Source organism: Microbacterium sp. ZW T6_19 (assembly GCF_044987465.1).
Classification (GTDB): Bacteria; Actinomycetota; Actinomycetes; order Actinomycetales; family Microbacteriaceae; genus Microbacterium; species Microbacterium natoriense_A.
The window spans coordinates 19015-38399 of sequence record NZ_JBJDRH010000008.1 but is presented as its reverse complement, the minus strand read 5'-3'; the positions used below and the strand labels follow the sequence as shown (position 1 = coordinate 38399).

Here is a 19385-nt window from a genome sequence, read left to right as displayed (position 1 = left end):
GACCGAGGGACCAGATGGATCACGAAACCGCAGCACGAACGACCCTCATCCGCTCCGCCTCGGATGCCGGATCGAAGGTGTTCGCGACGATCCTGACCCAGAGCCCGATCAGCCGCATCGACATCGCCCGCCAGACCGGCCTGTCGCAGGCCGCGGTCACCAAGGCCGTCGCCCCCCTCGTGGCCGCGGGCCTGGTCGACGCCCCACCGGTATCTCAGCGCGATGGCACGCCAGGACGCCCCGTGAGCCCGGTGTCGATCGTGCGCGGAGCCATGGTCATGCTGGGGATCAAGGTCAACGTCGACGAAGTGATCGCAGTAGCAACCGACCTCTCCACCCGGATCCTCGTCGGCGAACGGCGCACCCTGACCGCGAGCGATCCCGACACGGTCGTCGGCGCCATCCTCGAGGTGGTGGCCTCCCTCTCCGACCAGCTCGGCGACAAGGCTCCCTCGATCGCGGGCGTCGGCGTGTCCGTCTCCGGCGACGTCGACACCTCGGCGGGTATCGTCCGTGAGTCCACCCTCATGGGGTGGACCGATGTGCCGCTGGGCGACATGCTCGGCGAAAGACTCGGCTGGCCCGTGACGCTGGAGAACGACGTGCACGCGCTCACCGTCGGCGAGCACTGGTTCGGCATGGGTCTCGGAACCGCATCCTTCGCGATCGTCACGATCGGGCGCGGCATCGGCAGCGGGCTCCACCTCAACGGCGAGGTCGTCACCGGCGCGTACGGAGTCGCCGGCGAGATCGGCCACCTCCCGCTCGCGAACCCCGAGCTCGTGTGCCCCTGCGGCCGCCGCGGCTGCGTCGAGGCTGCCGCGTCCACCGGGGCCATCGAGTCCGCGGTGTCGCGTGCGCACGGACGCCGCATCAGGATCGACGAAGCCGTGCGGCTGGCCCACGCCGGCGATCCCGGCGCGCACGCGGCCTTCCGCGAGGCGGCGCGGATCATCGGCACCGCGATCGCCACGCTCGTGAACCTCACCGGCCCTGAAGTCGTCATCATCGGCGGCGAGGGCGTGTCAGACTTCGACCTCTTCGAGGAGACGCTGCGCGACGCATTCCAGGCGCATGCCTTCGGCGCCGCCGCGCGCTGCCGCATCGTCACCCGCCCGCACACCTTCCAGGACTGGGCCCGCGGAGCCGCAGCGGCGGCGATCCAGTCGCTCGTGCGCTGAGCCCGCAGCCGTTGCTGCGCTCGCCTGCCGACGCCGACACGGCGCTGCCCGGGACCCTTCAGAGTCCCGGGCAGTGCCGTGTCGGGGGTCAGATGGCGTCGTAGAGCTTCTTCATCATCTCGAGGTATCGCGGCAGGCCCAGCCCGTCGAGGTCGGAGAGATACGCGTCCCACGCCGCGTCGTCGTTCACGTCGCGCTGCCCTGTGACGAATTCGGCCTGCGCCTGGGTCACGTAGTTCGTGATGTTGGTCTGCAGGTCGGCGAGCTCGGCCGCACTGTCGAGGTCCGGCCACAGCTTCTCGACGGGGAACAGGATGCTCTCGTCGGGCTTGAACGGATCGTACTCCAGCGTCGCGTTGAGCAGACGGCGCTCGTAACCGGAGGGCGAGTAGACGTCCTCGGGCACGACCTGCGCGTTGCGGTACTCGAGCGAGTCCCAGTACTGCCCCATCGAACGCCATGACGCATTCGACGTCTCGTCGTATGTGAGCGGCTTGAAGGTCGGCTCGAGCTCCGGGTCGAGCGCGACATCCCCCGCCTCCGCGGGCACCCACGCCTCGCCCTCGGGTCCCATGGCGCCCAGCCGATCGCCCTCGTCCGTGACCAGGTAGTCGATGACCTTGATCGCCTTGATGCGCTCCTCCTCGGTCGACTTGTTCGTCAGCGCGAACATGCCGAGCGGGTTGACGGGCGAGCGCCAGGTGGCCAGCTGCGTGCCGTCGGGACCTGCGACCGGGGCGACCGCGTCGTAGTTCTTGTCACGGCCGTCCGGGGAGTCGGCCGTGACGAAGTCGTACGGGTGCAGATCGACCGCGGCGCCGAGGACCTCGGCATCCGCATTGTCGCCGAGCGCCTTGAGCGCCTCGGCGTTCTGGGTGAACGCCGCCTTGTCGAGCAGTCCCTCGTCGGCGAGCGACGTGATGTACTTCAGCCCTTCCCGCCAGCCGTCCGACGCCGCGGCCAGCGTGACGTCATCGCCGTCCATCACGAGTCCAGGGGGAGTAGAAGGGCTCGTGTACGGCGCGTAGGTGAATGCGTTCATCAGATAGTTGATGATGGGCTGCGTCGATGATCCGCTCAGCGCCACCTCGTCCTGCACGCCGTTGCCGTTCGGATCGTTCTCCTTGAACGCCCTGAGAACATCACGGAGTTCCTCGGTGGTCGTCGGCTGCGCGAGCCCGAGCTTGTCCAGCCACGTGGTGTTCATCCACAGCTTCGACGGATAGCTGCAGTGGAAGCACTCGCTCCACTGGGTGATCGCGTAGATGTGACCATCAGGCGCCGTGACGGACTCCTTCCAGTCCGGCTTCTCCTCGAAGCGCTCCTTCAAGGCGGGTGCGTACTCGTCGATGAGGTCGTCGAGCGGCACGAGCACGCCCTGCTGGCCGTACTTCAGGATCTCGCTGCGCGAGAAGGCGTCGACCCACGGCACGAGGAAATACGCGTCGGGGTAGTCGCCGCTCGCCAGCGACACCTGACGCTTCTCGCCAGCCACGCTGCCGTCGTAGGTGGTGGTCTGCCAGTCGAAGTCGATGTCGAACTTCTTCTCGACCTGCTGCGTGAACAGGTTGTCCGCGAGCGATCCGTTGTCTCCCTGAGGCCCGAAGGCGACGAGCTTGCCGTTGTCGTCGTCGCTGGGCGAGGTGCAGGCGGAAAGCGCGAGTGCCGTCGTCGCGACTGCTGTCGCTGCCGCGACGACGCGGATGATGCTGTGTTTCATAGCCGGTGACTCCTTTGGCCGGTTCATTCTGGTGGGTGTCGGGTGGGAACGGGGGGATCAGCCCTTTACGGCGCCGATCATGATCCCCTTGGTGAAGTACTTCGCGACGAACGGGTAGGCGATCAGCATCGGCACGGTCGCGATCACGACCGTCGAGAACTTGAGCAGATCCGCGAGTTCGCGGCGACGGAGCTGCTCGGCGACGTCGCCGCCGCCGCCGACGTCGTTCAGGACGAGCAGCCCGCGCAGCACGAGCTGAAGCGGCTGAAGGTCGGCGCTGCGGAGATAGAGCAGAGCGTCGAAATAGGAGTTCCACTGCATGATCGCGTACATCAGCGCGATCACCGCGAGCAGCGGCTTGGCGAGCGGCAGCACGACCGTCCACAGGATCCGCAGCTCGCTGGCGCCGTCGAGCTGCGCCGCCTCGTACACCTCGTCGGGTATCGAACTGCGGAAGAAGACGATCGCGATGATGACCTGCCAGACGCCGATCGCGTTCGGCAGCAGCATCGACCATCGCGTGTCCAGCAGGCCGAGCGACTGCACCACGAGGTACATCGGGATCACGCCGCCGCTGAACAGCATCGTGAACACGACGCCTGCGGTGACCGCCTTGCGCCCGAAGAGGTTGTTGCGTGACAGCGGATAGGCGATCGCCACGGTGCCGAGCACGCTGATCAGGGTGCCGACGACCGTGTAGAAGATGGAGTTCGCGAAGCCCGTGATGATCGCGGGGTTGCTGAGAGCTTCTGTGTACCCGCGGAAGGTGAAGTCCACGGGCCAGAACAGCACTCGCCCCGAGGAGACCGCCTGCGGGCTGGAGAAGGAGCTGGCCAGGATGTTGAGCAGCGGCAGCAGCACCACGAGCAGGAACACCGTGAGCAGGAGGTAGGCCGCGGCGATGAACACCCGATCGGTCCTGGTCTCCTTGACCTTCACGCCGCGCGCGGGCCCCCCGCGTCGGCGTCCGCCCCTCCCCGCTTCGGGAACGACGATCTCCTCTGTGAGGAGGGTTTCATTGCGGAGAACAGTCACCACAGCCCGCTTCCTGTCACTCGCTTGGACACGCCGTTGACGACGAGCAGCAGCACGAGGCTGATCAGCGCGTTGAAGAGGCCGATCGTGGCCCCCAGACTGAAGTTCGCGTTCAGGATGCCGGTCTTGTAGACGTATGTGGGGATGATCTCGGAGGTGGAGAGGTTGAGCGCGTTCTGCAGCAGGAACGCCTTCTCGAATCCGATCGCCATGATGTTGCCGACGCCCAGGATCAGGATGATGGTCGCCGTGGGCAGGAGCGCCGGCACGTCGACGTTCCAGATCTTCTGCAACCTTGTCGCGCCGTCGATCTTGGCGGCCTCGTAGAGCGACACGTCCACCGAGGCGAGGGCTGCGAGGTAGATGACCGCGGAATAGCCCGTTGTGGTCCAGATGTCCGTCGCGACGTAGATGTGGCGGAAGAAGTCGGCATCCGCCAGAAGGTCGACCTGACCGGCGCCGAAGAAGCTGAGCGTGCGCCCGAGTAGGCCGACACGCGGTGACAGCAGGAGGATCGTCATGGAGACGACCACGACGGTCGAGATGAAGTACGGGGCGTAGGTGACGAGCTGCACTGTCCGCTTGAAGAATCGCAGCCGCACCTCGTTGAGCGCGAGGGCCAGGATGATCGGGAGCGGGAAGCTCGCGATCAGCGTGTAGCCCGCGAGGACGACGGTGTTGCCGACGAGACGCGGGAAGACCGGGTTGCGGAAGAGCGCCGCGAAGTTGTCGAAGCCGACCCAGGGGCTGCCCCACACTCCGTCGATCGGGTTGTAGTTCTTGAAGGCGATGATCGCGTTGGCCATTGGAACGTAGCGGAACACGATGAACCAGATCACGGGCAGGAGCAGCAGCAGATAGAGCTGCCAATAGCGACGCAGGCTGCGACGGAACCGCGACCGTGCGGTGACGATGCGCGGACTCGTCGTCGGAGCCTCGTGTGTGGATGTGCGCTCAGCAGTGAGCTTCATGGTCGCCCTCCGGGCAGAGTTACTTTACGCCGTAATATAATCATGCCGAGCGCAAAATGCAAACACTTCCGCGAAGTCGGTCCCGCCGTCGGGGCTCTTCCGATGAGCGGGTGGCGGGAACTTCGGCTTCTCGCTCGGCATCGCTCCGGGCAGTCCCGCCCGGACGCGACCGCTGCGGGTTGCACCCTTCTCGCAAACATGATTTATTGACGTTGTCAAGTAATACTGGAAGGCCTGCATCCATGAACACCAGTGCCGACAATGTCGTCGCGCTCCGCGCGGACGGTGTCGCCTTCATCCTCGAGCTCGCTCAACCTCTCCCCCGGGTCCTGCACTGGGGCGCCGATCTCGGCGAGCCGGTCGGCGAACTCACCAGCGCACTCGCCCTCACCGCCGTTCCCGCGCTGCTGAACAATTCGCCCGACTCGCCACGAGACTTCTCGGTATTGCCGACGGAGTTCGAGGGCTGGTCGGGGACACCTGCGATATCGGGCAACGCGCAGGGGCGGGCGACCACGCCACGTCCTCGCCTCACCGGCCACAGCGTCGACACGTCCACCACAGGGCACGGAGGCTCGATCACGCTCGAGTTCGCCGATGAGATCACCGGCATCCGCACCGAGGTCCGCTATCGGCTCGACCGCTTCGGGGTGCTCTCCGTCGACCTCTCCCTCGTGAGGGATGCAGGACTCAGCCCGCTCAGCGGCGCGATCCCGTACACGCTCGATGGCCTCATCGCGCTCCTGCCCGTTCCCGACCGCGCCACCGAGATCCTCGACTTCACGGGCAAGTGGTGTCGCGAGAGATCGCCGCAGCGTTCGCCCTTGGGGTTCGGCACACACCTGCGGACCGCGCATCGCGGCAAGCCCGGACATGACTCCCCTTTCCTCCTCGCCTGCGGCACGGCGGGCTTCGGCTTCGGCCACGGCGAACTGTGGGCGGTGCATCTCGCCTGGAGCGGAGATCAGCGGTACCTGGCCGAGCGCCTGCCCGAGGGCGCGGGCGCGCTCTCGGCCGCGCTCGGCGCCGGAGAGGCCCTGCACTCCGGCGAGATCATCCTGGACGACGGGGAACGATACGACGCGCCGACCGCGCTCTTCGTGTGGTCGAACCGCGGACTGGATGCCGTCACCGATCGCCTCCACCGCCGCCTGCGAGCACGACCGTCGCACCCGCGCTCCCCGCGCCCGCTCGTCCTCAACACCTGGGAGGCGGTGTACTTCGACCACGACCTCGATCGACTCACCGCGCTGATCGAGCGCGCGGCATCCGTCGGAGTCGAGCGGATCGTCCTCGACGACGGCTGGTTCCGAGGGCGGCGCCAGGCGGATGCCGGACTCGGCGACTGGTTCGTCGATGAGGATGTCTGGCCGGAGGGACTCGCTCCTCTCGTGGAGGTCGTGCGCGCGCACGGGATGCAGTTCGGGCTCTGGTTCGAGCCCGAGATGATCAATCTCGACTCCGACCTGGCGCGGGAGCACCCCGACTGGGTTCTCGGTCCGAGGCAGGGTCTGGGGCCGGCGTCCCGCTCGCAGCACGTCCTCGACATCGCGAACCCGGAGGCGTACGAGTACCTGCTCGAACGCATCGACCACCTCGTGCGACTGCACGAAATCGACTACCTCAAGTGGGATCACAACCGCGATCTGCTCGAGGCCGTGAGCCGGGGCCGTGACGGCGACCGACCGAGCGTGCACCGGCAGACTCTCGCGCTGTATCGGCTGCTCGACGAACTCAGACGACGTCATCCGCACCTAGAGATCGAGACCTGCTCCGGCGGCGGCGGCCGCATCGACCTCGGGATCCTCGATCGGACCGACCGGGTCTGGGCCTCCGATTGCAACGATCCGGTCGAGCGGGCGCAGATCGAACGGTGGACGCGCACGATCGTGCCGCCGGAGTTGATCGGATCGCACCTGGGCGCCGATCGATCGCACACGACGACCCGGAGAACCGATCTGTCCTTCCGGCTGGGCATCGCGCTCACTGCGCACGCGGGCATCGAGCAGGACCTCACGGCCGTAGATGACGAGCAGCTGGCGCTCATCGCCCGCTGGAGCGCCATGTACCGCGAGTTCCGCGCCCTGCTGCACAGCGGCAGGATCGTCAACGCCGACCTGGCCGACGACGCGACGGCGCTGTCCGGCATCGTCTCGGAGGACGGCGGCGAAGCGCTCTTCACCTGGGCACGCTTCGTCACCTCCACACCAGGGCAGTCGGGCAGGATCCGCCTCCCCGGCCTCGACCGCGAACGCGATTATCTGGTGTCCGTCCGCGAAGACCTCGGGGCGGCGAGCCGCCACCAGGGCGACGATCCGGCATGGGTGGCGCTCGCGGCCGAGTCCTCGGTGCGCATGCCCGGGACCCTGCTCGCGGATGCGGGCATCCCCCTGCCGACCCTCAATCCGCAGCAGGCCATGCTCATCCACGTGCGCGCGAGCGCCTGACCCTTTCAGGTTCTCGCCCTTGCGCGATACGTGCGCCCTGTGGTTAGTTAACGCCGGAAAGTAACTTCGCCCCGCGACAGAGACGTCGCGTACGAGAGGAAGCCATGCACAATCCCCCATCCGGACGGCGAGCGCTCACGCTCACCTCGGCCGTCGCCGCAGCAGTGCTCGCACTCACGCTCACCCCCGGTGCCTCCTGGGCCACCGGATCGAGCGGCGAGACCCCGACTCCGTCACCCACGGATTCCGCCACCACGACCCCGCAGGCGACGTCGGCTCCTGAGGCCACTCCGCCGGCTGACGCGACCCCCACGCCGCAGGCGACGCCGTCGTCCGGGCCCGAGCAGACCGCTGTCCCACAGCCCGAGAAATCGGCAGCGCCGGTGACCCCGCCGGCGGTCGTCGCCGACGACGGCGTCTCGGAACTCTCCTCGAAGCCCTACATGGGCTGGAGCAGTTACAGCATGCAGGTGTACTCCGGCAACGGAAAGTGGATCACCGCCGACCAGATCACGGCGCAGTCCGACGCGATGCACGACAAGCTGCAGGACTTCGGCTACGAGTACATCAACGTCGACGCCGGCTGGAACGACGGTGTCGACGACTACGGACGCCCGCTGCCGAGCGCCACCCTGTACCCGGACGGTCTCGACGCGGTGATCGACCATGTCCACGCCAACGGGCAGAAGTTCGGGCTGTATCTGATCCCCGGCGTGAGCCTGCAGATCGCAGAAGCCGCCTACCCGATCCACAACGCGCCGGGCTGCACGACGAACGACATCCTGAAGCGTCCGCTGCAGCAGGGAGACTACTGGGGCATCGGCTACCGTCTCGACTTCTCCAACCCGTGCAGCCAGAAGTACATCGACTCGATCGCCGATCTGCTCGGCGAGTGGGGCGTGGACTTCCTGAAGTTCGACAGCGTCACCCCTGGCTCCGGAGTGAGCGATCTGTCCCTCGACGCGCGCGATGATGTCGCCGCCTGGTCGCAGGCGCTGAAGCGCAACGGCATCTGGTTCGAGCTGTCCTGGGCGGTCGACATCAACTACGCCGACTACTGGAAGCAGTACGCGGACGGCTGGCGCGTGGACTGGGACGTCGAGTGCTACTGCGAGAAGGAGGCGCTGACGACCTGGGACAACATCGCTCGGCTCTTCCCCCGCACCGCGGAGTGGTGGCGGCACGGCGGCCCTGCGGGATGGAACGATCTCGACTCCCTCAATGTGGGCAACGGCACCATGGATGGCTTGACCCGCGACGAACGGCGCACGGCGACGACGCTGTGGGCCATGTCGGCCGCGCCCATGTACCTGGGCAACGACCTCACGAACCTCGACGAATTCGGGCTCAAGCTGCTCACGAACCCGGAGGTCATCGCGGTCGACCAGGCAGGCGTTCCCGCGCAGCCGGTGTCGACGGCGACCAAGCAGCAGGTCTGGTACTCGCTGAACACCGACGGCACGTACACCGTCGCGCTCTACAACCTCGGCCGCACGGAAGCCGACGTCACGGCGTCGTTCTCCGACTTCGGCCTCACCGGGTCCGCCACGGTGCGCGATCTCTGGGCCGGCAAGAACCTCGGCGGCTTCGACGGCTCGTTCACCGCCGAGGACGTGCCGATCCACGGTGTGCGACTGCTCACCGTGACCCCGGCGAAGAAGTCGAAGCTCGCGGTGAACGACGACTCCCTCCGAGTCGCCTACGACGGACAGTGGACCCGCAACGGCGGGGCCGAGGTCGCCGCGACGACTCAGCCGTTCACGGTCGCGGTCACCGATACCCCCGGTGGTGGCCAGCCGAACCCGCCGGAGACGGGACGCACGGTGACGGTGAACGACAACGCGCCCGGCATCACGTACACGGGCAACTGGGGCTACAGCAACAACCGCGGCCTCGGCGACCACGCCGATGATGTGCATTACGCCGAAGCGAACGGCGCCTTCTTCGAGTACGCATTCCAGGGCACCGGGATCGACTTCGTGACCGAGAAGCATGAGTCGCAGGGAGACGTCGACATCTACCTCGACGGGCAGTTCGTGCAGACCGTGAGCACCTACCTCGACCCCGCGCAAGGACGTGGCGTGCAGCAGACCGTGTTCAGCGCCTCGGGCCTTGCGAGTGGGAGCCACACGCTGCGCGTCGTGAAGAAGTCCGGATCGTTCATGCTCCTCGACAAGCTCGTGGTGACACTCGACAGCCTGCTGAGCACGACCTCGGGCGCGTTCAACAAGGCCGACCCCGCAGATGTCGTCGTCGACGTGCTGCGCGATCCGGGCGAGCTGAGCGACGTCTCCGTGAACGGCGAGGCGCTCGAGCGGGGAACCGACTACGAGCTCAGCGGCAGCACGGTGACCATCAGGTCGTCGTTCCTCGCCACCTTGCCGGTGGGCGACGCCACTCTGGACTTCGCCTTCCGCGGCGACCGCCACAGCGACGTCCATGCGACGACGGAGGACGGCGCCTCGGTGTCGTTCACGTTCCGCGGGACCGCGGTGTCGTGGATCACGGCGAAGGGCCCCGACCAGGGCACCGCCGACGTCTACATCGACGGCGTCAAGGTCGAGACCGTCGACACGCACGCCGACACGCGCGTCACCGGCCAGAAGGTCTTCACGGCCGATGGTCTGCGCGACAAGGAGCACACCATCACGATCGTGAAGACCTCGGGAGACGTGCTGCGCACCGACGTCTTCGAGTACACGGTCAAGAAGGTCAAGTGATCCGTCCGGGGGCGGGCCGTACAGCCCGCCCCCGGATGCCCCGGACACCCCAGAGAAGTGAGGAAAGCGGATGACGCGCACTCCCTCCGCAGGCGATCCGATCGTGGCGGCGCGAGCCTGGATCAGCGACATCGCCGTCGAGACGGTCCGCACGGACGCGATCCAGGCTTTCCTGAAGCAGGAGACGATCTTCGTCGAGATCACGACCGCCACAGGCGTGCAGGGTCTCGGCTACAGCTACACGATCGGGATGGGCGGGACATCCGTGCTCGCCCTCCTCGAGAGCACGATCCTGCCCCTGCTGCTCGGGCAGGATGCGCACCGCCCCGAGGCCGTGTGGCGATCCTGTTTCGCCGCGATCCGCTCGACGACCGGAGGCGTCATCGCCGCCCTCGCCCTGGCCGCGGTCGACACCGCGGTGTGGGATGCGCGATCGCGGAGCACGGGTGTTCCGCTCTGGAAGCTCGCGGGCGGCGCGGACCGGTCGATCCCTGTATACGACACCGAGGGCGGGTGGCTGCACCTGAGCGAAGAGGAACTGGTGGCCCAAGCCCTCGCGACCAAGGCGAGAGGGCTGTCCGGTGTCAAGATCAAGGTCGGACGACCAGACCCGCATGAAGACCTCGACCGGTTGCGCGCGGTCCGTGAGGCCGTCGGCTCCGCCTTCGACATCATGGTCGATGCGAACCAGTCCTTCACGGTCGCCCAGGCCGTCCGGAGAGCGCGTCTCTTCGAAGAGGTCGACCTGTACTGGTTCGAGGAGCCTCTGCACGCCGACGACGTGAGCGGGCACGCGGCCCTCTCGCAGCGCTCGACGATTCCGGTCGCGGTCGGCGAGAGCCTGTACTCGATCGGGCGGTTCCGCGACTACCTCGAACGGGGCGCCGCGTCGATCGTGCAGGTCGATGTCGCGAGGATCGGCGGCATCACGCCCTGGCTCAAGGTGGCGCACCTCGCCGAAGCATTCGGCGTCGACGTCGCCCCGCACTTCCTCATGGAACTCCACCTTCCGCTGGTCGCGGCAATACCGAACGGCCTCTACCTCGAGCACATCCCGCAACTGCGGACGCTCACCAGCGAACAAGTGCGGATCGTCGACGGACGTGCGGAGACGTCGGATGCTCCGGGCCTCGGGATCGTGTGGGACCACGACGCCATCAGGAGAGCGCGCGTCTCCTGACGGCGGATGGCGTGCGCAGCCCCCGCCTCACGGCGCGCCGTCGTAGGAGCGGATCTTGTAGTCGGTGGTCGCCAGTGCGAGCGTCAGCTCCTCCAGCTGCCGCGAGATGCGGTCTCGCTGATCGATCATCATCTGCCGCCGCTCGGGCATCGTCTCCACGCCGCGCTCGACCAGTTGCACGTAGTGACGCAGGTCGCCCATGGTCATGCCCGACACCCGCATCCGGATGAGGAAGACGAGTCGGCGCAGATGGGGCGCCGAGTACTCGCGGTATCCCGACGAGTTCCGGGCGGGATGCACGAGCCCTTCCCGCTCGTAGTATCTGAGCGTGTGCGGGGACTGACCGAGCAGCTCCGCCGCCTCGGCGATTCCGAGGCGCGCGGAGGTCTCCTCGACCGTCGAGTCGTCGAGAAGCGTGTGCAAGGCGTCGATGGCCGAGGCGGATGACGCGTGCGGCTCGGCGAGCATGCGTTCGATCAGGTCAGCGGTCGCCATTCCCACACCCTACTTCCGTCAGAACGCCCGGGCAGCGGGGCCCTGGCCGGGGAAGTCGGCGGATGCGCTGAGTTCGGCCCATTTCCGGATCTCGGCGAGACTCCGATCGTGGGCGGTCGTGAGATTCCTCACGGCTTCGGCCCCGAGCGCGAGCCGCAGCGGCGCATCGGGCTCCTGAAGAACCCGCCGGATGATCGAGGCAGCCCTGACCGGATCGCCCTCCTGCCGCCCGTCGGCGCCCGCCATGTCGGCGCGCACGGCCGCGATGACCTCGTCGTACGCGGTGTTCTGCGTGGCCGAGCGAAGCACGTCGCCCGCGTTGAACCGCGTGCGAAAGCGGCTCGGCTCGACGATCAGCACCCGGATGCCGAACGGCGCGACTTCACCCGCCAGAGCTTCCGACCATCCTTCCAGCGCGAACTTCCCGGCGGAGTAGCTGCCGACAGCGGGGAACGACATGCGCCCGCCCTGGCTGCTCATCTGCACGATGACGCCGGACCCCGCCTCGCGCATCCCGGGGAGGACGGCTCTCACGAAGGCGGCGGGACCGAACAGGTGCTGATCGAGCATGTCTCGCAGCTCCTCGCCGGTGACCTCTTCCGCGGCGCCGACCTGGCCGACTCCCGCGTTGTTGACCAGGACGTCCACGCCGCCGAACCGGGCGACCGAATGCGCCACGACCGCCGCCGCTCCCTCCGTGTCACGCACGTCGTGTGCGACAGCGGAGAAGCGGTCGGGGCAGTGCGAAGCGAGATCATCCATCCGCTCCGGACGACGGCCCGTGCCGACGACCTGATCCCCCGCCTCGAGCGAGGCCTCTGCCAGTGCTCGTCCCAGTCCCGAGCCGGCCCCGGTGATGAGCCATGTCTTGTGTCGCTGTGTTGTGTCCATGTCCGCCACGCTAGAGAGTGAAGCGCGCTCGAAGGCAAATGGGCGGACTCAGCTTCTCCGCGACTCCAGGAGCCTCGAGAGTGCGGCGGTGTACGCGTCGCCGCTCGCCCGCGCCGCCTCGCCCTCGCGGAGCACAACGATGAACAGTCCCTGATCTCCCGAGGAGATGCGGGCCGCCAGAAGGGCTCGTTCCCAGAGCAGCACGACCTCCAGCCCACCGGCGTATGCAGGCTCGGCCATGGCGCTGGTCGTGAGGAACCGGCGTCGCTCTGTCGCCCCGGCGAGCGCCGTCAGTCGCGCGCGAACCTCTCTGAACGGCTGAGGAGACGGCGCGTCGTGGGTGAACACGTCGGCGAAGACCCGCGCCGCCACCTGGTCGGCGCCACTGGCGAGCAGGCTCGAGATGGGATCGCTCACGGCGTCGTTCCCCTGCTCTCGAGTTGCGCGACGCGCCGTTCCAGCGCTGCGATCCGGTTGTAGAGATCGACCAGCGTGACGCCGTCGGCGACCACTCCCGGTCGACTGCTGAAGCGGCGGACGAAGTCCTCGCGGGACTCCCCGGGCAACTGGTCGAAGTACCCCATTGCGATCTCCAAGTCTGTGACACGGCGGATTCACTCTGCGTCGAACCACCGTAGCCGCTTCGTCGCCGCATCCGATGCTCAGCGCATCAGCGATCGTGCACGACCATCGCTCCGCCCTTGCGCATCAGCCACACGGCGGCGGCGAGCGTGAGCACCCAGCCGATCACCTCGATGAGCAGATGATCGGTGGCGTTCGGTACGGACTGCAGCAGGAACACGCGGATGCTGTTGATCGCTCCGTGCGTCAGGACGGCGGGCCAGACGCTGCCGGAGCGCCAGCGGAGCGCGAGCAGCAGAGGGGCCCACGGCAGCATGCCCGCGAAGTAGATGACGATGTCCCAGAGGGGCCGATCCCCGATGACGGCGAGCACCGGAAGGTGCCAGACGATCCAGACGAGACCGCTGACGAGGGCGAGACGCCAGAATCCCCACGATGCCGCACGAGTCGCCAACCAGCCACGCCATCCGAACTCCTCGCCGATCGCGAAGACCGACTGCATGACGAACACCGGGATGATCCACACCGACGCGGCCAGGATCTCGTCGACCGGGTTCAGCGGCCAGATTCCGGATGACACGGCGATGGCCGTCTGGATCGCGGCGATCGCGGCTATGAGGCCGATGCCGATCCCGAGCCACTTCGGTGCGCCCCGCCATCCTGTGGCGAAGGTCTCGCGGAACGTGCCCGGCCTTCGCGCGAGCCACATGATGATGGCGGCGAGCAACGGGGTCAGCTGCATGATCGGGGTGATCAGGTTGTAGAGATCCGTCGGCACGAGCCGGAACACCATCGGCACCGAGAGCGCGAAGCACAGCGCGATCGCGATCGCGAAGAACCAGGTGACGTCGACGACGACCGATCGTCCGGTCGCGCGGTGGGCGGGGAGAGATGTCATCGGTGGCCTCTGTCCGTCGGCTCGGGGCGCGAGAAGTCCCTCGCACCACGCACTCTAGGAAGACCGGCCCGGCCACCGGAATGCAGGAAACCCGACACTCTCCGGGGGATATCCGGAACGGACGGCGCCCGGCGCCCGACGCCCGCCGCCCGAGGTCAGCCCCGCCCGGTCCCGCGGAGCGCCTCGATCTGTTCGCGGTTGATCTCGGCGGCCTCGGCCAGCAGGTCGCCCGCGAACTCGATCTGTTCGTCGGTGAGCGTGGCGAGATACTCGTTCCAGCGTTGCGCGACCCTGGCGTAGACCGGTCCGACGCCCGCGAGGACCGGTTCGGGGTTGGCCGTGACGATCACACGCCGACGATCGGCGTCGTCCCGCGTGCGGGTGACATACCCGGCGCGTTCGAGCCGATCGATCATGGCGGTGACGGCTCCACCGGCGGTGAGGCCGGTTCGTGCGGCGAGTTCGCCGGGCGTCGCCGGCCCGGAGCTCATGAGAAGCCCCACAGCCTGCAGGTCGGTGCCGTTGAGGCCGACCGACCGGGCGACGGCGTCTTGGAAGAGCACCGCGCGCGCCATGAACTCCTGCATCGCCTCACCCTGACGCGCGATCGCGGCAGAACGGCGCGCAGATCCGTCGGCCATCTGATAACCTCTCTATTATCGAGAGACTCTCTCTTCGAGACTCTCTGTCTCCTTCCAGACTATCGAAAGGCCGGACCGATGCCCACAGCGCTCATCATCGGCGGCGGAGTCGCAGGACCCGCCGCCGCCCTCTTCCTGCAGAGCGCGGGCTGGGAGGTCGAGATCTTCGAGGCCAGATCAGCCCCCGATGCGTTCGGCGGACTGTTCCTCAACGTCGCGACGAACGGCCTCGCGGTGCTCGAGACCCTGGGCCTGCGCGATCGCCTCCTCGCCGACGGCCACTTGAGCCCGTACATGGAGATGTGGAGCGGACGCGGCCGCAAGCTCGGCACGGTGCCCAACGGCCCCGCCGGAGAGCCGGCACGAGGAAGCGTCGTGGTGCGGCGGGAATGGCTGAACAGCGTCTTGCGCGAGGCGACGGATGCCGCCGGCATCCGCTTCCGATGGGACGCACGTCTCGAACGCATCGAGCAGTCGGATGCAGGCGTGACCGCGTACTTCACGGACGGCACGAGCGCGACCGGCGACATCCTGATCGGCTGCGACGGCATCGGCTCGCCGACACGACGATGGATCGATCCCGCCGCGCCGGACCCGGACTACAGCGGACTGCTCAGCATCGGCGGGTTCGCCCGGGTCGACGGCCTTGCGCCTACGCCTCTCACGCAGCACATGGTCTTCGGCGCCCGCGGGTTCTTCGGCTATCTCGTGCGAGACGATGGCACGGTCTACTGGTTCGCGAATCCTGCCAGGGCCGAGATCGACCGCGACGAGATCCGGGCCGTGCCCGACGAGGCCTGGCTCGACGAACTCCGCACGATGCACGCCGACGACCCGTACCCCGTGCCGCAGATCCTCGACGCCGCGACCGGCGCGGTGGGCGTCTACGGCATCTACGAGCTGCCCCACGTCCCGCACTGGCATCGCGGTCGGGTCGTCGCGGTCGGGGACGCCGTGCACGCGACGTCTCCGAGCGCCGGGCAGGGAGCGTCCCTCGCCCTCGAGGACGCGGCGGTCCTCGCCACGTGCCTGCGTGACGAGCCGGATCACGAGCGCGCCTTCGCTCGTTACGAGTCCATCCGCCGCCGCCGGGCGGAGGAAGTGGTCGCCTACGCGCGCGCCATCAGCGGACAGAAGACCGTGACCTCGTCGAAGTTCGCCGTCATGGTGCGCGACGCCCTGCTTCCGCTCTTCCTTCGCGGCGCGATGCGCGACACCCGCAACAATCATCTGTACAACCATGTGGTCGCCACGGAGGGACGACCTCTCGGCGACTGAGCTCGTGCAGCATGTGGAACACGGGGCCGCACCCGGCATAGTCTCGATGGCATGACCCCTGATCCGCGATACGCGGCCCTGCTCGGCGACTGGTCGGGCGACGAAGAGCTCTTCCCGACCGCCTGGACGGCCGCGGGCAGGGCGCGCGGCGCCCTCACCGTCGAACCTGGCCCCGACGGCATCCTGATCGACTATGTGGAGCTTCAGGACAGCGGGCATCTGCTCGCACATGCGGTGATCGTCGGCACGGGATTCTGGTGGTTCGACTCCTACGGCTTCGTTCCAGAGACTCCCGGTTCCGCCGTCTGGGACGACGACACCCTCGTGCTCGACCGCCGCTCCGCCCGTGGACGCACGATCATGCGGCTGCGCCGCGACGGCGAACGCCTCGAAGTCGCGCTCGATACGGCGGTGCCGGCGGATGCCGACCCGGCCCCGCTCGTGCGCGGAACCTACGCCAAGCAGGACGCCTGATCGCGGGACCTCCGCGCACGTCACCGGTCGCGGTCAGGGCAACAGGATCGTGGCGAGCGTGACCGCTCTCGTGCCCTGCCGGTCCGGGTCGAGGTACGGGGCGAGCAGCTCGCCGAGGCGCACCTGCAGATCGGCGAGATCGTCCGTCGTGACGTGCAGCTGGGTCATGCCGAATCCGAGGTAGTCCCGCGCCTGCGCGTCATCCGAAGACAGTGACTCATCGAAGCGCTCGGCGACCTGACCCAGGTACGTGAGGAAGGCTCGACGCAGCTGCTCGGCGTCCATCGCCTGCAGCTCTTCGCGATCGACGTGCGCCATCCGCTCTCCGAGGGCGAGCGTCCGTTCGACCGCACCACGGATCTTCCGCTCCCCGACCACCGCGACGATGCCGGCGTCGACGAGCGCGGCCACATGACGGTAGAGCGTCGCCGTCGAGACGTCGGGCAGGGTCTCGCGCAGCGCGGTCGTGGTCAGCTCGCGCGCTCCGATCTGCTGGATGATCCGCATCCGCACGGGATGCATGATCACATCGGCGATAGGCGTCGTCTTGCGCATCGGCCCTCGATTCATTATTCTCAGCGTGAGAACATTCGCATCGTTCTCATACGAAGACTACCTGAGGAGCCGAGATGAACCCTGCCCCCACCGACGCGAAGGCCGTGCGGATCGAGGTGCGCAGAATCTCGAAGCGGTTCGGCGACGTCACGGCCGTCGACGACATCACGTTCCGGGCCGAGCCCGGCCGGGTCACCGGGTTCCTGGGACCCAACGGCGCCGGCAAATCGACGACCCTCCGCATCCTGCTCGGGCTCACCCGACCCGACTCCGGCGACGCCCTCCTCGGCGGGATCCGCTACCGCGACCTGCCCAGGCCCGCCCACACGGTCGGCGCGGTCCTCGACATCGCAGGAGCGCACCCGGCGATGACGGCCAGGGCGCACCTCGGTGTCAGCGCCGCCCTCGCCGGCATCCGCGATCACCGCATCGACGAGGTGGCGGAGATCACGGGCATCGCCGGATTCCTCGACCGCCGCATCCGCGGGTTCTCGACGGGCATGCGGCAGCGCCTCGCAATCGCGAACGCCCTGATCGGCGACCCGCAGGTGCTCGTCCTCGATGAACCGTCCAACGGCCTCGACCCAGCGGGGATCGCCTGGCTGCGCTCCTTCCTCCGCGATTTCGCCAGCCGCGGAGGCACCGTCCTGCTGTCGAGTCACGTGCTCTCCGAGTTGGAGCAGTGCATCGACGAACTGGCTCTCATCGATCGGGGCCGCATCGCCTGGGCAGGCCCCCTCGCCGACTTCGTCGCCGACGGCGGAACCCTGGAAGACGCCTTCCTCCGCGCCACCCGACACCCCGAACCCGCCACCCCTTCGCTGGAGCACACCTCATGATCGCCCTCGTCCACGCAGAGATCCGCCGACTGTTCGCCACCCGTCTGATCTGGTGGGCTCTCGTCACCGCAGCTCTGTGCGGCGGCGCCCTGCCCGGCCTCCTCGCCGTCATCGGTCCCGAGAACGCCAATCCTCCCCTGCCGGGGCTCGACACCGCCGCGGGCGTGGAGATGCTGCTGAGCCTCACCTCCGTGCTCCTGTTCGTCCCGGCGCTGATCGGCACGGTGGCAGTCACCTCCGAGTACCGGCACCGCACGATCGGCACGACCTTCCTTCTCGCCCCTCGCCGTGTGGGTGTCGTGCTCGCCAAGCTGGCGGTCTACGCGCTGCTCGGCCTCAGCTACGGCGTCATCGCGTCGACGTCTGCGGCCGCGTCCGTCGCCGGCGGTGCGGCGCTCCGCGGTGAGACTCTGGGGATGCCGTGGAGCGATCTCGCCCCCCTCCTCATCCGGCTCACGCTCGCGGCCGCGATCTACATGATCATCGGCGTCGCGATCGGCGCCCTCGCCCGTCACCAGCTGATCGCGATCGGCGTCACACTCGGGTACTTCTACGTGATCGAGTACGTGCTCATGCTCATCCCGGGAGTGAACCGGATCTACCCGTACCTGCCGGGCGGCGCGACCTCCGCCCTGACCGACTTCACGTTCCTCCGCGACGCGCTCTCGGCCGGACTCCCCGCGGCGGCACCGCCCGCAGGCCTCAGCGCACTCGGTGGAGGCCTCGTCCTCCTGGCGTACGCCGCAGCGGCCATCGTCGTGGCCGTCGTCGTTCCCCTGCGGCGCGACCTCCGCTGACCGCGGCACGATCGCGCTCCCTGATCATGGGACGACGCTCGGATCGATCGCCTCCACGATCACCGGCCCATGGGCATCCGGCATCCCGACGCTCCAGATCCGCACCCGCGACCCGATCGGGGGCACCTGAGTCTGCAGCAGGGTCGCGTCGCCGTTCTCGGGATTGCTGCGATGCCACCGGGCGCGCAGCGGTGCCCCCGGAGCCTCTGCGACCGTGAGGGTGAAGGCCGAGACCCCGCCGTGCTCGGTCAAGGACACCTCGCGCTCGGATACCCGCCCCATGATCGGCTTCGCGTGCTCGCGAGCACGCGCCCACTCCTGCACGAGGTGCGCCTCGCGCCGCGACAGACGTGCGGACTCTCGCAGCGCGACGCCGCATCCGAAGATGAAGAACGTCGGCATCACGGTGAAGATCACCGAGAACCACCAGGGCGCGTCGCTCGTCCACAGCGCCGTCAGCGCCGCGACGGTGCCGATCGCAGCCGCGCCGACCAGCAGCCAGAGCACGATTCGCGTTCGCGGTCGCACCCTGGTCCCGAAGCCGATCGCCGAGGGCGCGGCGTCGTCGTCGAACGACCTCACCAGGTGCACGACGTGCCCGACCGGCGCCTCTTCCTGCATCGCCACTCCTCCGACCTCGATGTCCCGCCCGTTGCCGACGACATCGTAGGGCCTGAAGGT

At 68.0% G+C, this 19385-nt stretch carries 19 protein-coding genes; 8 read left to right on the top strand and 11 right to left on the bottom strand.

Features of this window, described 5'->3' with window-relative positions:
• The first annotated feature begins 14 nt into the window (after positions 1-14).
• Positions 15-1181: an ROK family protein gene (locus tag ACI3KT_RS13200; protein WP_404904705.1), complete on the top strand. Its 1167-nt coding sequence runs from the start codon at positions 15-17 to the stop codon at positions 1179-1181.
• Positions 1182-1269: 88 nt separating this feature from the next.
• Here ACI3KT_RS13200 and ACI3KT_RS13195 read toward each other — a convergent pair whose 3' ends face one another.
• From ACI3KT_RS13195 to ACI3KT_RS13185, 3 genes are read right to left on the bottom strand one after another with little or no spacing between them, the layout of a single operon-like run.
• Complete coding sequence (locus tag ACI3KT_RS13195) at positions 1270-2901, bottom strand: extracellular solute-binding protein (RefSeq protein WP_404904703.1); 1632 nt, start codon at positions 2899-2901, stop codon at positions 1270-1272.
• Positions 2902-2958: 57 nt separating this feature from the next.
• Positions 2959-3939: a carbohydrate ABC transporter permease gene (locus ACI3KT_RS13190; protein WP_307292646.1), complete on the bottom strand. Its 981-nt coding sequence runs from the start codon at positions 3937-3939 to the stop codon at positions 2959-2961.
• Positions 3933-4907, bottom strand: a complete 975-nt coding sequence (locus tag ACI3KT_RS13185; protein ID WP_404904702.1) for an ABC transporter permease — start codon at positions 4905-4907, stop codon at positions 3933-3935. Before ACI3KT_RS13185 ends, ACI3KT_RS13190 begins: the two co-directional genes overlap by 7 nt.
• Positions 4908-5149: 242 nt before the next feature.
• On the opposite strand from ACI3KT_RS13185, the gene ACI3KT_RS13180 reads away from it, so the two are divergent.
• From ACI3KT_RS13180 to ACI3KT_RS13170, 3 genes are all read left to right on the top strand, one after another.
• Positions 5150-7354, top strand: coding sequence for an alpha-galactosidase (locus tag ACI3KT_RS13180; RefSeq protein WP_404904700.1), 2205 nt, complete (start codon positions 5150-5152; stop codon positions 7352-7354).
• Positions 7355-7458: 104 nt separating this feature from the next.
• Positions 7459-10074, top strand: coding sequence for a X2-like carbohydrate binding domain-containing protein (locus ACI3KT_RS13175; RefSeq protein ID WP_404904698.1), 2616 nt, complete (start codon positions 7459-7461; stop codon positions 10072-10074).
• Positions 10075-10144: 70 nt separating this feature from the next.
• Positions 10145-11254 carry a mandelate racemase/muconate lactonizing enzyme family protein gene (locus tag ACI3KT_RS13170; protein WP_404904696.1) on the top strand — a complete coding sequence of 370 codons (1110 nt, stop codon included), beginning with the start codon at positions 10145-10147 and terminating at the stop codon, positions 11252-11254.
• A 27-nt stretch (positions 11255-11281) separates the two neighbouring features.
• On the opposite strand, the gene ACI3KT_RS13165 is transcribed toward ACI3KT_RS13170, so the two are convergent.
• The 6 genes from ACI3KT_RS13165 to ACI3KT_RS13140 all read right to left on the bottom strand — a co-directional run bounded on the left by ACI3KT_RS13165 (position 11282) and on the right by ACI3KT_RS13140 (position 14761).
• On the bottom strand, positions 11282-11749 hold the full coding sequence (locus tag ACI3KT_RS13165; protein WP_404904694.1) for a MerR family transcriptional regulator: 468 nt from the start codon (positions 11747-11749) through the stop codon (positions 11282-11284).
• An 18-nt stretch (positions 11750-11767) separates the two neighbouring features.
• Positions 11768-12640 carry an SDR family NAD(P)-dependent oxidoreductase gene (locus ACI3KT_RS13160; RefSeq protein ID WP_404904692.1) on the bottom strand — a complete coding sequence of 291 codons (873 nt, stop codon included), beginning with the start codon at positions 12638-12640 and terminating at the stop codon, positions 11768-11770.
• A gap of 48 nt (positions 12641-12688) precedes the next feature.
• Positions 12689-13057 (bottom strand): hypothetical protein, encoded by a 369-nt coding sequence (locus ACI3KT_RS13155; protein ID WP_404904691.1) that lies wholly within the window; start codon positions 13055-13057, stop codon positions 12689-12691.
• On the bottom strand, positions 13054-13224 hold the full coding sequence (locus ACI3KT_RS13150) for a hypothetical protein (protein ID WP_292904729.1): 171 nt from the start codon (positions 13222-13224) through the stop codon (positions 13054-13056). The genes ACI3KT_RS13155 and ACI3KT_RS13150 overlap by 4 nt, the downstream gene beginning before the upstream one ends.
• 86 nt (positions 13225-13310) lie before the next feature.
• Positions 13311-14120, bottom strand: coding sequence for a CPBP family intramembrane glutamic endopeptidase (locus tag ACI3KT_RS13145; RefSeq protein ID WP_292904727.1), 810 nt, complete (start codon positions 14118-14120; stop codon positions 13311-13313).
• A gap of 155 nt (positions 14121-14275) precedes the next feature.
• Positions 14276-14761, bottom strand: coding sequence for a MarR family winged helix-turn-helix transcriptional regulator (locus tag ACI3KT_RS13140; RefSeq protein WP_404904688.1), 486 nt, complete (start codon positions 14759-14761; stop codon positions 14276-14278).
• A gap of 78 nt (positions 14762-14839) precedes the next feature.
• On the opposite strand from ACI3KT_RS13140, the gene ACI3KT_RS13135 reads away from it, so the two are divergent.
• On the top strand, positions 14840-16039 hold the full coding sequence (locus ACI3KT_RS13135; RefSeq protein WP_404904686.1) for an FAD-dependent oxidoreductase: 1200 nt from the start codon (positions 14840-14842) through the stop codon (positions 16037-16039).
• A 51-nt stretch (positions 16040-16090) separates the two neighbouring features.
• The gene (locus ACI3KT_RS13130; protein WP_404904685.1) at positions 16091-16513 is read left to right on the top strand and encodes a hypothetical protein; all 423 of its coding nucleotides are present in this window, start codon (positions 16091-16093) and stop codon (positions 16511-16513) included.
• 33 nt (positions 16514-16546) lie between these two features.
• On the opposite strand, the gene ACI3KT_RS13125 is transcribed toward ACI3KT_RS13130, so the two are convergent.
• Positions 16547-17068, bottom strand: a complete 522-nt coding sequence (locus ACI3KT_RS13125) for a helix-turn-helix domain-containing protein (protein WP_404904683.1) — start codon at positions 17066-17068, stop codon at positions 16547-16549.
• A gap of 74 nt (positions 17069-17142) precedes the next feature.
• Between ACI3KT_RS13125 and ACI3KT_RS13120 the strand changes: the two genes are divergently transcribed.
• Entirely contained in the window at positions 17143-17907 is a 765-nt protein-coding gene (locus tag ACI3KT_RS13120) for an ABC transporter ATP-binding protein (RefSeq protein ID WP_404904682.1), read from the top strand.
• Positions 17904-18704: an ABC transporter permease gene (locus ACI3KT_RS13115; protein ID WP_404904680.1), complete on the top strand. Its 801-nt coding sequence runs from the start codon at positions 17904-17906 to the stop codon at positions 18702-18704. Before ACI3KT_RS13120 ends, ACI3KT_RS13115 begins: the two co-directional genes overlap by 4 nt.
• A 24-nt stretch (positions 18705-18728) precedes the next feature.
• On the opposite strand, the gene ACI3KT_RS13110 is transcribed toward ACI3KT_RS13115, so the two are convergent.
• Positions 18729-19325, bottom strand: a complete 597-nt coding sequence (locus ACI3KT_RS13110; RefSeq protein ID WP_404904678.1) for a hypothetical protein — start codon at positions 19323-19325, stop codon at positions 18729-18731.
• Positions 19326-19385: the final 60 nt, after the last annotated feature.